This window comes from Acinetobacter higginsii, assembly GCF_000369845.1.
GTDB lineage: Bacteria > Pseudomonadota > Gammaproteobacteria > Pseudomonadales > Moraxellaceae > Acinetobacter > Acinetobacter higginsii.
In genome coordinates, this window is the sequence record NZ_KB850214.1 from 452,987 (window position 1) to 468,246 (window position 15,260).

The following is a 15,260-nucleotide window of genomic DNA, read 5'->3' on the forward strand; positions in this document are numbered from 1 at the left end:
ATTTTCAATCATTTTAAGGGTGGCTAAAGTGAGTTTAAGGCAATTATGATGACGGCGTATAACTCAAACCAAGTCCAAACCAATGCTGTTTTAAACGATGTAGGCGATCGCCAAAGGAGGCTTCCAAAGTAAGGACGTTCGGAATCAAACTATATTGCAACGCTGTCTGGAAAAATGGCGCTTGGCGATCTTGATTATATGTTTCAACTGTTACACCGACATGCTCGGTCAGCGTATAGGTTGAAGCAATTCCCCAGCGAACGAGACGCTCATCGGCCCGTTGATAACCGAGATTGGTATCCAATGCTAAACGTTGATCTAAAAGCTGAAAACTGACAGGAACATTCAAAAACCAGTTTAAATCCCCATGATGAGCCACATCATTACGTGATAGCTGTAAACTACTGGCAACAGCCCAATCATTCTCCATTGGCTTTAAAATGCTTTTCGCTTGAACCGAAAAGCCATGAATCTGATCTTGATCTTTACTGGAGTGATAACCCAACGATACTTCTAAATTTTGATTGAGGTTACAAGCAGGTACGACTTGATAAGACCAAGTTCCGTCTTTGTTATAGCTATAAGTGCTTTCTAGCTGACACTGCTGCGCTGCTGTAATAGAGACATCATCGGTGTTGATGAGTGGACCCGCCTTACTCTTTTGAGTCAGCAATAATCCACATAAAATAAATACGTTAACAATAGCAAGCCATTGAATGGAAGCATGAAAAAACATAGGCTTCTCCCCATTTTAGGTGAGAAACTAAACAGGATGCAGTCAATACAATAAATTTTGTGGATACAGCAAAATTTTATAGGAGGGTTTAGATAATTTTTAACAAAAGCTATCTCATTGCAAGATGGCCGACCTAAATAGCTCACTTGCTCAGTATTCGCTTTGGCTTAATCCTTTATTAAACCCGAACCTCGAACAACTTCCCATTTAGGATCTCCGTGAATAAACTCAACGGCATTATAGGACATGCGAATTGATTCACAAGCCCTATCGTATGAACTTTTTATTACATGATAAAATTTTGCTCTAAATTAAAGCTCTCTTACCACAACAGTTTTTGCCATTTTGTCGTGCCAGCCTTGCTTCTTCGCATCAAAAGCGACCCAGATTAAACCAATAAAAAACACTAATGTTGCTGGGATATAACCAATGTAGCGAATGATAGCCTGCCCGACAGTCACATTTTCACCCGTTTTTTCATCCAGCACTTTTAATCGAAGTAAACGCTTACCCGGTGTTCCTGCAAATTTAATCCAGCAGAAAATATAAAAGACTGCGGCGAGAATTTGCCAAATCCAATCTGCCGTAGACATAAATTGGAATGATGAAAAACCATCAGAAGCGACTGTGGTATTGCCACCACCAAAAATCATGGTTAATGGAATCATGGCAACCATCACAATGATTGAATCAATAATCGCGGCACCGAAACGTATCCAGAAGCCCGCGTATGCGTATTGCTGAGACATATATTCCCCTCACTTTTTTATTTCTATAAATGAATTTCAGTAAATAATAACCTGTTGTTCCAATGATTTATATTGTGTTTTGTTTTAATTCTCGCTCAAAGAAATCCACAGTCCGCTGCCATACCACTTGTGCTTCTGGCAAACCTCGACTCACGCTACGAAAGCCATGTGGCATATTATAAGTATAAGCTTCAACCCGATCACCCAATTGCTTGATCAATTTATTACGCTTGGTTGCTGGGCAAAATGGATCTACGGTAGACCAATGACCCTGTAGAATGCGAACCTCATCCAGAGACTCTTTGTTTGGAACGCCAGCACCTTGAATCCCCAGAGAATGATGATAAACCACAGGCGCTAACATATCTTCGCGCTTCGCCATCTGGATCACATAGCCGCCCGTTAAACACTGACCTAACATGCCTAAACGACCATTGGATCGAGGATCTGCCTTTAAGGCATCGAGCAAGACATGAATTTCTTGATTGACTTCACTATCTGCAGCATTGATACGGCCAGCCTTACTCACCATGGCACGAATACAATATTTGACTGCACCACCACTAAATAAATTAGGCACATAGACCAAATAACCTCGATCTGCCAAGTCTTGAGCATCATCACGGTAAACATCGAGAATGCCGAATAACTCATGCAGCAATAATATGGCTGGTGCTTTTTCCGAGCTTGATGCAGGTGCATACACTTCAACTTCAATTTGACGTGTCGGTAATGTGATTGTTTTTATTTCCATTGCAGTCATCCGTTACATTCGAATGATTTCCATACTATTTCTGACAATATAAATTGTCAAATAAAAAAGGATGTCTGACGACATCCTTTTTCTATCCATTCAATCAGTAAATTAAATACTGAGTAAACTATTCAATGTTTCTGCTACATTTTTCGATTTTACTTTAGGTTGCAATGCCTTAAGTGCTTGTTGCACCTGACTACGTTGCGGTTCAGCCAAGGTGTACCAGCGTGATAGGACTTGTAATAATCGAGAACCTAAAATTGGGTTTTTCTCATCCAAATAAGCGGCAAGCTCAATGAAATGATCGACACCAAAGCCCCACGTATTGACTGGATTTGCCGCTAGCCCACCACTTACGGCACGGATACGGTTCGGCGTTCCCAAATCATAATCCGCATGTTTGGTCAGATACTCAATTGTTTCCGCTGTGGCACATGGATTCGATGCTTGGATGCTAAACCACTGATCTAAAGACAAGGCTTCATCTTTAAAACGGTCATAGAAATCTGCGAGTGCAGCCTGTGCTTGCGGTGCATCATTCCAGACTAGAACTCGTAATGCCCCTAAACGCTCAGACATATTGCCTGTTTGTTGATATTGGGTATAAGCCAAATCAAACACAGACTCATCACCTTGACGAGCCAACATATTCAGGGTGATATTCTTTAATGAACGTACGCCCATTGCCAAAGAGAACTCTTTTTGCTGGTCTGGATCTAAGGCCAAATAAGTGTCTTTCCAGAATGAACCTAAATCACGTGCTAAACGGTCTAGCACAGCTTCACGCTTCTCACGAATCAATTCAGGCTCATAGTCTTGATCAATACGACTGCCTAAATAGTTTTCACTTGGTACATCAAATAAACGCGATGCCAATAACGGATCTTTATTCACTAGGTCTGGCAAGGTATTTTTAATTGCCTGAATATAGGTATCCACCTTATGGTCTTCTAAAAGAATACGTTCCAATAAGGTTTGTGTCGCTTGCCATTGGTTAAAGCCATTGGTTTCGTGCTGAATCAAGAAGGCAAGATCATCATTGGAATAATCAAAGACTAAATTCACAGGGGCAGAGAAATTACGTAATAACGAAGCTACAGGTTGCTCAGTCACACCTGTAAATTCAATTGTTGATTCATCTTGATCAAATAAATACACGCCATCTTTGACCTCATTCACAAACAGATCAGTGCTGTGCAAGGTATATTGTTCACCTGTATTGGCATTAAATAATGCCAGAGCCACAGGAATTGGCACTGCCTTGAGGTTTGGATATTTTGGATGTGCTTTCAAGCTTTGTTTGAAGCTTAAACGATAAGTCTGTGCAGCAGCATCATATTCACCTTTAGCTTCTAACTTTGGTGTACCAGGTTGGTTATACCAAGTGAGGAAGTTAGATAGGTCAACACCTGAACCTGCACTCAATGCTGCCACCCAATCTTCAACCGTAACCGCTTGCCCATCATGACGCAGGAAATATTCATCTGTGCCTTTACGGTATTTCTCTTTACCCAATAATGTTGCCATCATACGGTTAATTTCAGCACCCTTCTCATATACTGTCGCGGTATAGAAGTTGTTGATTTCGACAAAATGGTCTGGACGAGGCGGATGCGATAATGGACCAGCATCTTCTGGGAATTGATGCGATTTTAATACAGCTACATCATCAATTCGTTGTACGGCTGCTGATTGTAAATCCTCAGAGAAAGACTGATCACGGAAAACCGTTAAGCCTTCTTTTAAACACAATTGGAACCAGTCACGACAGGTAATTCGGTTGCCTGTCCAGTTATGGAAATATTCATGAGCAATGACTGACTGTACTCGCATAATCGCAGCATCAGTGGTGTATTCCTCATCGGCAAGCACACATGAGGTATTAAAGATATTTAAACCTTTATTTTCCATTGCACCCATGTTGAACTGACTGACGGCGACAATCATGTAATTATCGAGATCGTAAGGACGACCATAGTGCTCTTCGTCCCAACGCATCGAATGCTTTAATGCTTCCATGGCGATGTGACATTTCGGAATATCTTTCTCGATTGCATAAATTTCTAAAGCAACATCACGACCTTCAGACGTGGTGTAACGATCTTTCAATACCGCCAAATCACCAATCACACAAGCAAATAAATAGCTTGGTTTCTTGGTCGGATCTTGCCAGATCGCAAAATGACGACCTTCACCAGCCTCACCTGTTTCCAATAAGTTACCGTTGGCGAGCAACACAGGATATTTCTTGTCGGCTTCTACACGCGTAGTAAATTCTGCGAGAACATCTGGACGATCTGGATAGAAGGTAATTTTACGGAAACCTTCGGGCTCATTCTGAGTCACGAATAAATCGCCCGCCTTATATAAACCTTCAAGCTGCGTATTTGACTCAGGGTGAATCACCACTTGAATTTGCAAAATGACCTGATCTGGTGCATCTGTGATCAGCAATTGCTCATCGTCTAAATCATATTGCGCTGCACTCAGGATTTGCCCATTCAATTGAATAGACTTTAATTCAAGATCACGCCCCAAAAGCACCAAAGCACCAGTCGTTTGACGTTTCATCACTAAGGTTGAGTCAACAATCGTATGATCATCATAGACTTGAATATCTAGGTTAATGGATTCAACCAAGAAAGATGGTTTTTGATAATCTTTGAGGTAAATGGTTTGATCTGCTTGTACGGGAGGTTGTGCCGCAATATTCATCAGTATTCCTTATCTTTCATCATGTCGTTTAGATGGTCTTGTTGGCAAGACTTCTTGATTAAAGTCATTCGGTTGCACAAATCATGCCTTATTTCGCCTAAATTCTTGTGACAAATCACTTTTGTCACAAGCATCAGTGAAACTCTATCAGATCATACGCCAACTTATAAAACCTGTCTTTACAGCTCGGTATCAGTTTTAATAATTTTATTGGGTTTACTATTCAGGTTTTCAAATTTGATCTGCAAATTGCCCGATCATTTAGACAAAATTACAACATCGTTTTCCAATCTTAAATAAAAAATACAGAACCAATTGCGTTCTATCGCGCAACTTACATTTTTTTCCTGAGTTTTACATTTTGTGCACGGTTATTGCTTAACCCTATATGCCAATCTAGGTAAATACAATAAAACAAGTGAGGGTTATGACGATGGAATTAAAAGCACACCTATATCGTTTAGAAAATATCAAAGCAATCCATGATCTGGCTAAAGCTGGCGTCGATCATCATGTAATTTCCGTTTTTTTAACAGCAGAAGGAATTGAACTGACAACCTTAGAAGTGACTAATATCGTGAATACCTATGATGCACTTGGCAAAGAAAAACTGCCGAGTAAAAAAGTCCAAGCACTTATTGCAGCCAAAAAAATCGGTCAGGAGGACGAAAACTTACCATGCCCTGTTTAATCACTTACTTTAACCCAAAAAAAACCTCGAAGCGAATTCGAGGTTTTTTTATTTTCGATTAAGGTGTTGCATTATCAGTACGTAACCAAACGACAGTACGACCCAATGCTGAAACGCCCATATATCCACGCATACGTAAACGTTTGCCTTCTCCAGTCACGACACCTTTGCCTTTATAGACACGGCCAGAAGTTGGTTCCAGAACGCGACCATCAATATATGAATCCGGTTTATTCGGATCTTCTTTAAAGCCTGATAAAATTTCCAGCCCAAGGATCGGTTTATTGGTGTTCGGTGCTGCACATTTGGTGCAATTCGTCAGCGCAATACCATGAGAGTTTGGATAACGATAAACAATCTTTCCATGATAACGGCCGTCATTTCCTTTACGGATTTCTACGATTGAGAGTTGTTCACCAGTACGTTCTTCAATAATTTTCCAGTAGCCTTCAATAGAAGCTGCGAAAGTCGTTGCGCTTGCACAAGCAAGAGTGAGCCCCATGATTCCGTTCATGAGCATACGATTTAGCATATTAACCCCGTCTTAAAAAAGTAACCTATTCATCTTTATAGGTTTAATGCACGGAAATTATCACACTTTTACCCAAGTTACACTGTACGCTAGCGTTCATTTGTATAAGAAATAGCTGATCTAACCGCTCAATCTGACACCAATATATGTATTCTTTAGTACAAATAAAAAAGCCCAAACGAGTCGTTTAGGCTTTCTAAAAAAACAACTATTATTTAAGGATTGGCACTATCGGTACGAATCCAGACTTGAGTACGCCCCAAGGCCGAAATTCCCATATAACCACGCATACGCAGACGTTTTCCATCCGAACTCAGTTGTGCTTTTCCTTTATAGATATTGCCTGTTTTAGGCTCGAGCACTCGACCATCAATATATTGATTTGGATTCTTCGGATCTTCTTTCAATCCCCACGCAATTTGTAGTCCTTGAATCGGTTTATTTTTAAAAGGTTCAGGACATTTCACACAATTGGTGAGTACCGTCCCGCCACCTAAAACGGGATAACGATATACGATAGTCCCAGTGTAGGTATTATCTGGTTTTTTCTTAATTTCTACGATTGACAGTTGCTCGCCTGTACGATCATCAATACTTTTCCAAAATCCTTCAGGAGTTGAAGCAAAGCTCGTTGTGGTGAATACAACCAAAGAGATGCCCATGATTCCTTTCATGAGTGAGTTTTTTTGCATAATTCGCTCCGTAATGCAAAATTGATCCGTCTATCACTTCATTTTTATGCGAATGTATAGAAACAGTCAACACAACCAAAGCATATTTAATTGCTTAAAATCAAACAAAATTTTAAGCAATTCACATAATTAAAAATAAATGATTAGGGATTGGCACTGTCCTTGCGAATCCACACCACAGTACGGCCCAAAGCAGAAATTCCGACATAACCACGCATATGCAAACGCTTTCCATCAGCCGTTAAACGTGCTTTACCTTTATAAACTTTACCGGTTTTGCTTTCGACAATCCGCCCATTGATAAAGTTATCTGGTTTTTTCGGGTCCTCAATCAGCCCTGTTAACACTTCTAAGCCTAAACGCGGCTTCCCTGTATATGGCGGCGGGCAATTCACACAATGTGTGACCACGACACCTTGTGAATTAGGATAAATATAAACAATTTTGCCACGATAGGTATTGTCAGGGGCTTTTCTTATTTCAATGATGGTCAGTTGTTCTCCGGTTCGATCATCAATACTTCGCCAATACCCTTCGATTGAGTCTGCGTATGTGAAAATACTGCCCAAACACATCATTACGCCAATAACAGTTTGTATCCAAATCCGATTATTCATGTTTTCCCCTTTGCTTTTACTTTGTTCAATTCATATTGAGTTATGATTCTAATTGGCGCAGAAATTTACCATAATTTAAAAAAAGCAAAGTTGTAGGATTATCTTTTTATATAAAATTCAGTCAATTAAGTCTCATTTTAGTCTTAATTTTTATCTGTATATAATCTTTGCATCACTCCTTGGATTCAGCATGTATAATTCTCTATTTAAAGGTTATAGGCTTAATATCAATGGATTTACAGATTCTACAAAAACAGTTAGATGAAAGTAGCCATTGCCCACTGTGCCACGCCTCTATGTTTTGGGTCGAAGCCGAACAATTCAGCCAAGAATTTCAGTTTCATGAATGCAGCCATTGCCAGCACCGTGTTTTTAGAAGTGATAGCAAGCTGAATTGTCACTGTGCTCAGTGTACGGCGCAACGGAAAAAACAGACCCAACAAACAATTTTACAAGAACAACGCAAATATAAAATCAAAGACGAAGTGATTTATAGTCTGAATCAACTTAGTTTTTTACATAAATTATTCTTATTGAGCCTTTTAGATAGCTATGCACGTGAGGATGTACAGCATGATGAACTGATTCATTGGCAGAATATTAAATATCGCGAATTTACTCCCAATTACTTATTTCAGAATCATTTAGTTCAAGAATTAATTAAATTAGGCGTGTTTAAGCCAAAAGATCCGAGCTTAGAAACTGAGCATTTCTATCTCAACATCCGACTAGATGGCTATTCCGACCCTAGCTTGTTTAGTGTAACTCAGCAATTACGCCACTGGTTCTATGAGAACTTGAGTCAAGGTATTCCATTTAAAAGCACCGATGAAGTCAAAGATGCATTGTATCTCGTGCTCTATCAAGAAATTGTGCAGTTTATGCAGTTCTATTGTCGGACTTGGGGCATTCAAATTGCAGGTAATCGACCATTTCAAGCCTTTTGCTACCGCTTAATGGAAGGTCTCGCCGTGGGGCAGATTTTTTACCTAATCCAAACCGCTTTAGAATATTTACATAAACAAAATGCGTTGCAACCCAGAAATGATAAATTTATCAATACCAGTTTGCTCAAAAAGACTTTGGAACAATATCGTGAACGTGCTTTGACCGAGCGTTGGGAAACCACGACCTTACCAAGACCGTACATGATTCCATTTAGTAAAATGAGTGAAGTACTGCTGTTTAAATTTTTGGGTTACGACGAGAGTATATTTATTCAGCCTGTCTGGAAGTCTTGGCGAAAAATAGAACCTCGCTTAAGTTTTTACTCGGTTAAACGTTGTATGTATTGCGGCTCAAATGACTTGATCGTGGATTATGATGCGACAGATTATGTGTCATTGATTTGTCGCCGATGTAAACATCAAGATCATTATTTCACTCGTTAATAAAGACTTTATTCTGGATATCACATGTTACAAAAACAACAACTCATTGATCAAGTTATCGATGCTTGGCGTGCATTGCAGCAACAAACACCTTTAGTGCAATGTATGACCAATAGCGTTGCCAATAATTATGTGGCGAATATCTTGCTTGCAGCAGGTGCCTCACCTGCCATGATTGATAATCCTTTTGAAGCCGAAGATTTCACCAAAATCAGTGCTGCCTTAAGTATCAATGTCGGAACACCAACCACAGAACAAACCCAAGCGATGTTGATTTCAGCTCAAACTGCGCAACAACATCAAGTGCCGTGGGTACTTGATCCTGTCGGTTATGGGGCAGTGTTAAAGTGGCGTAGTGAAACAGTCGATCAACTGTTAAGGTTCCAGCCGAGTATCATTCGTGGCAATGCCTCTGAGATCAGTACCTTAGCAGGCAGCCAAACTCAGTCTAAAGGTGTAGACAGCACTTTAAATAGTCATGAGGTTTATGCACAGGCGAAAAGCCTCTTGCAACATACTGAATGTATTGCAATTTCAGGTGAATCAGACTTTATTATCTCGAAACAGCTCAATGCTGTGATTCAAGTCAATGGGGGCTGTTATTTACAACCTAAAATTACAGCAACAGGTTGTGCCCTAGGTGCCTTAACCGCAGCCTATCATGCGGTCAGTACCCCAAGCATTGCTGCACTCGCCTCACATATTCATTTTGCCATTGCGGGTAAGCTTGCCTATGACCATGCACAAACGGTAGGCAGTTTTAATGTGGCATTTTTGGATTATGTGCATATGCTAGATGACAATTTAATTCAGCAATATGTTGATATTGAAATCATTTAAGTTTTTTTATGCAGTAAAAATGCTGTACTTATGTTTCATAAAAAACATATCAAAAGATGTGTTTTTTATGATCAAGCTCAATTACAGCAATATGCTGATTTGCTTTGCTCATCTAAAAATTGATCACTTTCTCATAATGTGCTGGATTAAGTCGAATCATCAATCCTGCAACAATCACCACCATACATAAATGCCAGATCCATCCTGCAGCATAAGTCCCTGTCATGTCATGCAATACTGCAACCCACCAAGGCGCAATCGCAGCCAGTAAAAATCCTCCACCTTGCATCAAGGCTGAAAGTTGTCCCGCATGGGCAGCATCAGGCAAATGGTCGAGTACCACAATCATCAACAAAGCAAAGCATCCGCCTAAACCCGCTCCAACCGTGATTGCCCAGAGGTAAGGCAAAGCATCTGCAAAAAAAGCCAAGCCTGAAAAACCAATCAGTTGCAAGATTAGAGTTAATCCCACCCAGATTCGACGATCTCGCTGTTTTCGGGATAAATAAGGTAACAGCAATGCTGCCCCTGCTTGACTCAGGGTTAGCAAAGCCATCAGATTGCCACTGGCTGTTGCAGTCCAACCTTGTGCTTGAAAAGCAGGTGCAAGCCAAGCCACAATCGAGCTATAGCCGCCATTGATTAAACCAAAACAGCAGATCAGCAACCATGTTCTTGGCTGATTGAGCAGCCGCATCACCGAAGGCATTTTTTTATGCTGCTGTGCGGTCTGAGTCAACACACACCTTGCAAAGATCAACGCCAGCAATGCAGGTAATACAAAAACAGCCAGCCCGATTTTCCAGTCACCGCTACTGCTTGTCACCACGGGGGCAAGCAATGCTCCAAGCGCTCCACCACCCATTAACGTGGCTGAATAAAGCCCCATCATCGGACTCAGATGATCATGGAACTCTCTTTTAATCAGACTCGGGAACGCTGCTTGAATCATGGCAACGCCAAAGCCAATCACGGCAGCGGTAAAGATTAAAGCCCAACCATGTACCGTAAAAAAGCGTAAACCACAGCCCACGCAGATCATCAGCAATGCGCCAACAATCGTACGACGCTCACCAAACAGGTTTTGCAGAACTGGGCCAACAAAGGCGATTAGTCCCATCAATAACATCGGTACCAGGGTTAATAGCGCAATGCCTTGTAGGCTCAAACCGGTAGTGGCACGAATCTGATTGGCAACCGGCCCAACACTGGTCATAAATGGCCGAAGATTCAATCCAACCAAAGCAACGGTGATAATCAATAATGATCGATGCTTGATCGCGCTCATGGTTTTAACCATATATCAATCATGAGATAGACATCCAATAGCCGTACAAATCAGGCTTGGCTTCAATTCTTATAGGAACATAGCGGATCATCATCGACTGCTCAGCAAAGGGTTTTGCCAAATCCGCATAAATAGCCGCTGTGGATAAGCCATATGCCTCCGCATCATCATTGGAATGTGCATACGTTACACGGTTAATCCCTGCCATACGCATGGCTGCCATGCACATTGGACAAGGCTGCCCGCTGGCAAATACAGCACAGCCCTCTAGGTTGGCTGTCCCCAATTGTTGGCTTGCTGCACGTATTGCCAAGAGTTCTGCATGCGCGGTTGGATCATTGCTTTTCAGTATTTCATTTACACCTGACGCAATCACTTGGCCATCTTTCACCAAGACCGCACCAAAAGGTCGTCCACCTTGCTCACAGTTTTGATACGCCAGTTCAATCGCCTGACGCAAAAAATCATGATCCTGCTGCATTTTAATGCTCCAATAACGTTGCTTTTGCGCCTGCACGCAATAAAGCTTTTTCAATAGCGGTATAGCCACGTGCATGGGCATGCTCAAGCGGCGTAATTCCATCGCCATCAGCAATATTGACATTGGCTCCTGCTGTGATGAGTAAATCGACAATCTGTTGATACGGCTGAGTACCATTACCTAACATGATCGCTTCCAACAACGCTGTCCAGCCTAAGTTATTGATGTGATCGACATCCACACCTGCCTCAATCAGTGTCCGTACAGTATCGACATGACCTCGTTCAGCTGCAGGAATCAAGGCTGTGCCACCATAGCGGTTGGTACTTTTCAAATCCGCACCGTGCTTTAAGGTCAGTTTTAATATTTTTAAATAGCCACGTGCGCCCGCATAAAGATAAGGACTGTCCTGAATACGATCTTTGGCATTGACATCGGCTCCAGCATCGATCAGGACTTGTGCAGCATCGACATTATTGGCACGTGTTGCAATCATTAAAGCGGTTGAGCCTGATGCATCACGTACATCAATCTGAATGGGTTGAGCGAGCAACTGCTGGATTTGTGCAACATTATTGCGTGCAGCCGCAGTATGTAAGGCGCCGTCTGGCATAGCATCTCCTGAAGTTGCGTGGCTACATGCGGTCAAAGCCAGCGCACATACAGCCGACAGAAATGATTTGTGCATAAAGCCCTCCATGAATCAGCCCAAATTAGTAAATCAAAAATAAGATCTAAGCTTAGGATAATCAGCTTTATTACTATTTAAAAATTAAATTATTTAATCCAATGTATTAAGATTATGAATATAAAATTCAAAGTATCATTTTCAACACTGGTCTTCTGAGTAACTCGCTATGTTTGATCCACGCTTGCTCCGCGCCTTTGTCAATATCTTTGAAGCTGGTAGCTTTACCTTAGCTGCCGAGCGCTTGCATATGACTCAATCCACGGTCAGCCAACAACTGGCCCGACTAGAGGAATCTGTGGGCAAGAGCTTGATTGATCGCAATAGTCGTCCCTTACAACTCACAAGCTCAGGTGAATATTTGATTAGCTATGCACGGCGAATTTTAGCCCTGCAACAAGAAGCCCAGATGATTTTGGGTGATCCATCAGGCACGATTCCCATTCGAATTGGTTTGCCTGAAGATATTATGAATAGCGATATGGCTTTGGCCTTAAGTGCCTTTAGCAAACAATACCGTACAGTTCGGCTAGATGTGACTGCTGGACTCAGTCGTGATCTCATGGAACGTTACCGCAATGGGCAACTTGATATTGTGATCGTCAAAGAAACAGCAGCCAGTTCAGATCATCACGCCAGCTTCCCCGAGGAAATGGCCTGGTTTGAAAGTATCGATCATGGTGGAGAATGGTCTGATCCCCTGCCATTGGTGACTTTCCCACAAGGTGGACTCTATCGAGATGAGATGTTTGAAGCGATTGAACGTAACCGCCAACATGGCTATATCGCCTTTACCAGCAACAGTTTGGCCAGTGTATTGGTCGGGGTTGAAACAGGTCTCGGTTTATCACTTTTGCCAGTCACCACCACCACAGGTCATCGGGTACGGGAATATCTACCCTTGGGTAAGGCGCAAGCCATGACCGTTTCCATCTATGCTTGGGATAAAGAAGGACTGGTCGCCAATCTATTGCAGCAGATGACCACGGTGCTGCAACATCGTTTTGAACAAAGTAAAGCCAAATGATTGAACTGCAATACTCCCTTTAACCCTCGAATTAAGCGTCTTTAAGTGCCAAGTCATATGCTGCATGTGCCAAAAATATATGGCATGGCACAAGAAGTTAAATTCCATGCTCTACTGTCAAGACTGTGCCCATAACGCTGATTACTATCGATTGAAATCAACCTCTTTGATAAGTAGCTCAGCATGGCAAAACAGACAGAAAAACGATACAGCCAGTATTGTCGTAATAATCTGATTTTTAATGTGATTGATTCGGGTCCAATCGATGGAAATCCGGTTATTCTTTTGCATGGTTTTCCTGAAACCGCACACAGTTGGCAAGCCACCAGTACGATTCTCAATCAGCAGAATTTTCGAACCTTTGCCATTGAACAACGTGGCTACAGCTTAGCAGCTTCTCCCCAAGGTCGTTTTCAGTATGCAATTACAGAGTTAGTTGCAGATGTAAAAAGCTTGATTGATCTGCTTGGACAACCTGTGTATGTGATTGGTCATGATTGGGGCTCCATTGTGGCCTGTGAATTGGCCCAGCAATACCCCAATCTAGTCAAGCATCTCACGTTGGTCTCGGTTCCACATACAGGTGCATTCCTGAAATCCATGCTCAGCAGTACGCAAATTTTCACCTCGTACTATATTGGCTTTTTCCAGCTGCCCTTGATTCCTGAATTGCTCTTTAAAAGAGCCAAATCACTCAGTCATATATTGCTAAAAAACTCAGGCATGAATGCTGAACAAATCAAGGACTTTCAGCAACATTTCATTCAAGAAAACCGGATCGGCACCGCCATTAACTGGTATCGCAGTATGCCATTGGCTCCAATTCGCTCGACCTTTAAAAAAGTAAAAGTACCCACCCTGTTTATCTGGGGAAATCAGGATATTGCGATTGGCAAGAAAAGTGCTCAGCTCAACAAACAGTTTTTTACTGGCGTATATCAAGAGATTTATCTGGATGCCACACATTGGATTCCTGTCCAGAATGCCGAGCAACTGAGCCAGTCTTTTATCAATGCCGTGAATGGAGGAGAAGCAAATGCATCCTAAACAACGACTGGAAAATCATTATCTTGAGCAACGCCGTGTGCAATTTGATTTTAGCCATACGCCTGAACACTGGATTTATGACAACCCCTTTGCAACCCATTTAATCAATGCCGTGCATTTGATTTTACCTGTGGGTGAACTCTGGATGTGTCGCTCCTTTAATGAAGCACTGCCCTATGTCACGGACGAAAAGCTGCGCGCTGATGTAAAAGGATTTGTCCACCAAGAAGCGCACCATGCCTCTGCCCATAAAGTCGCGCAAGACTATTTAAGACATTATGGCTATGAGATTGATGACTTTATTGCTAGCTTAGATACCATATCAAAGCAACTGAATACAGCCCCTTTAGGCTTGGCATTACCACAAAATCTGGCTTATCGTTGGTTAACCATCCGCGTGGGTATCGCCGCTGCGGTTGAACACTTCACCACCATGTTAGGCACATGGTGCCTCGATGACCAACCATGGCAAAATAAAACTGCTGACCAAATGATGTCTGATTTAATGACATGGCATTTGGCAGAAGAAGTTGAGCATCGAAGTGTGGCTTTTGATCTGTATATGCATTTATGCGGCGAGGAAAATAAAACCTTTGCCTACTTACAACGCCAAATGATTATGTTGGCGGTTGCGCCAGGATTTACCTTTGCCATCTATCAATGCTTTAAGAAACTGGCCCAACAAGATGCTCAAGCCAAACGCTATCAGAACTATGGTCTGCTCCGTTCTTTAGCTCAAACCGCAATCGAAAATGCCCGCAGCCAACAAGTGCCGAGCTTTTTCTCGATGATCTTTAGCTTAAGACATTGGCTGAAACCAGGCTATCATCCATTTTATGAAGGCGATACCTTTAAAGCATTACAGGTCATCGATAACTCCCCCGCGGTTAAAGCCTTAACCCAACTTCGGGTTTGCTAAGCCACTCAATACTCCTTTCCTCTTTTAGGCACATGATGTGCCTTTTTTTGTGTTTAATTAAAGGTAGATATAAAAAAGCCTTATACAAAT

16 protein-coding genes are annotated in these 15,260 nt (G+C 41.8%); 6 read left to right on the top strand and 10 right to left on the bottom strand.

Annotated elements, in window-relative coordinates:
• Positions 1-43: 43 nt before the first annotated feature.
• The 4 genes from F885_RS10215 to pepN form a co-directional block, all read right to left on the bottom strand.
• The gene (locus tag F885_RS10215) at positions 44-736 is read right to left on the bottom strand and encodes a hypothetical protein (RefSeq protein ID WP_005316400.1); all 693 of its coding nucleotides are present in this window, start codon (positions 734-736) and stop codon (positions 44-46) included.
• Between the two features lie 311 nt (positions 737-1,047).
• Positions 1,048-1,485: an RDD family protein gene (locus F885_RS10210; protein ID WP_004808009.1), complete on the bottom strand. Its 438-nt coding sequence runs from the start codon at positions 1,483-1,485 to the stop codon at positions 1,048-1,050.
• Positions 1,486-1,552: 67 nt separating this feature from the next.
• Entirely contained in the window at positions 1,553-2,239 is a 687-nt protein-coding gene (locus F885_RS10205; RefSeq protein ID WP_005316403.1) for a dienelactone hydrolase family protein, read from the bottom strand.
• Between the two features lie 111 nt (positions 2,240-2,350).
• Positions 2,351-4,957, bottom strand: a complete 2,607-nt coding sequence (gene pepN / locus F885_RS10200; protein ID WP_005316406.1) for an aminopeptidase N — start codon at positions 4,955-4,957, stop codon at positions 2,351-2,353.
• 433 nt (positions 4,958-5,390) lie between these two features.
• Here pepN and F885_RS10195 point away from each other — a divergent pair, with 433 nt between their 5' ends.
• Positions 5,391-5,648, top strand: coding sequence for a hypothetical protein (locus tag F885_RS10195; protein ID WP_004652954.1), 258 nt, complete (start codon positions 5,391-5,393; stop codon positions 5,646-5,648).
• 58 nt (positions 5,649-5,706) lie between these two features.
• Here the strand turns inward: F885_RS10195 and F885_RS10190 are convergent, their stop codons facing one another.
• The 3 genes from F885_RS10190 to F885_RS10180 all read right to left on the bottom strand — a co-directional run bounded on the left by F885_RS10190 (position 5,707) and on the right by F885_RS10180 (position 7,489).
• Positions 5,707-6,180 (bottom strand): DUF2147 domain-containing protein, encoded by a 474-nt coding sequence (locus F885_RS10190; protein ID WP_005316409.1) that lies wholly within the window; start codon positions 6,178-6,180, stop codon positions 5,707-5,709.
• Between the two features lie 215 nt (positions 6,181-6,395).
• The gene (locus F885_RS10185; RefSeq protein WP_004808019.1) at positions 6,396-6,872 is read right to left on the bottom strand and encodes a DUF2147 domain-containing protein; all 477 of its coding nucleotides are present in this window, start codon (positions 6,870-6,872) and stop codon (positions 6,396-6,398) included.
• A gap of 143 nt (positions 6,873-7,015) precedes the next feature.
• Positions 7,016-7,489, bottom strand: a complete 474-nt coding sequence (locus tag F885_RS10180) for a DUF2147 domain-containing protein (RefSeq protein ID WP_005316412.1) — start codon at positions 7,487-7,489, stop codon at positions 7,016-7,018.
• 230 nt (positions 7,490-7,719) lie between these two features.
• On the opposite strand from F885_RS10180, the gene F885_RS10175 reads away from it, so the two are divergent.
• Together F885_RS10175 and thiM are read left to right on the top strand one after the other, a co-directional pair.
• Positions 7,720-8,880 (top strand): hypothetical protein, encoded by a 1,161-nt coding sequence (locus F885_RS10175; RefSeq protein ID WP_005316417.1) that lies wholly within the window; start codon positions 7,720-7,722, stop codon positions 8,878-8,880.
• 24 nt (positions 8,881-8,904) lie between these two features.
• Positions 8,905-9,720 carry a hydroxyethylthiazole kinase gene (gene thiM / locus F885_RS10170; protein ID WP_005316420.1) on the top strand — a complete coding sequence of 272 codons (816 nt, stop codon included), beginning with the start codon at positions 8,905-8,907 and terminating at the stop codon, positions 9,718-9,720.
• A gap of 112 nt (positions 9,721-9,832) precedes the next feature.
• Here thiM and F885_RS10165 read toward each other — a convergent pair whose 3' ends face one another.
• The 3 genes from F885_RS10165 to F885_RS10155 are packed head-to-tail and all read right to left on the bottom strand — an operon-like array spanning position 9,833 to position 12,177.
• On the bottom strand, positions 9,833-11,008 hold the full coding sequence (locus F885_RS10165; protein WP_032859361.1) for a cyanate transporter: 1,176 nt from the start codon (positions 11,006-11,008) through the stop codon (positions 9,833-9,835).
• A gap of 19 nt (positions 11,009-11,027) precedes the next feature.
• Positions 11,028-11,489 (bottom strand): nucleoside deaminase, encoded by a 462-nt coding sequence (locus F885_RS10160; RefSeq protein WP_005316426.1) that lies wholly within the window; start codon positions 11,487-11,489, stop codon positions 11,028-11,030.
• A 1-nt stretch (position 11,490) separates the two neighbouring features.
• Complete coding sequence (locus tag F885_RS10155) at positions 11,491-12,177, bottom strand: ankyrin repeat domain-containing protein (RefSeq protein WP_005316429.1); 687 nt, start codon at positions 12,175-12,177, stop codon at positions 11,491-11,493.
• A 169-nt stretch (positions 12,178-12,346) separates the two neighbouring features.
• Here F885_RS10155 and F885_RS10150 point away from each other — a divergent pair, with 169 nt between their 5' ends.
• The 3 genes from F885_RS10150 (at position 12,347) to F885_RS10140 (ending at position 15,170) form a co-directional block, all read left to right on the top strand.
• Positions 12,347-13,204: a LysR family transcriptional regulator gene (locus F885_RS10150; protein ID WP_005316432.1), complete on the top strand. Its 858-nt coding sequence runs from the start codon at positions 12,347-12,349 to the stop codon at positions 13,202-13,204.
• Between the two features lie 183 nt (positions 13,205-13,387).
• A complete protein-coding gene (locus tag F885_RS10145) occupies positions 13,388-14,251 on the top strand; it encodes an alpha/beta fold hydrolase (protein ID WP_005316435.1) in 864 nt (287 codons plus the stop codon).
• A complete protein-coding gene (locus F885_RS10140) occupies positions 14,241-15,170 on the top strand; it encodes a metal-dependent hydrolase (protein ID WP_005316438.1) in 930 nt (309 codons plus the stop codon). The genes F885_RS10145 and F885_RS10140 overlap by 11 nt, the downstream gene beginning before the upstream one ends.
• Positions 15,171-15,260 lie beyond the last annotated feature (90 nt).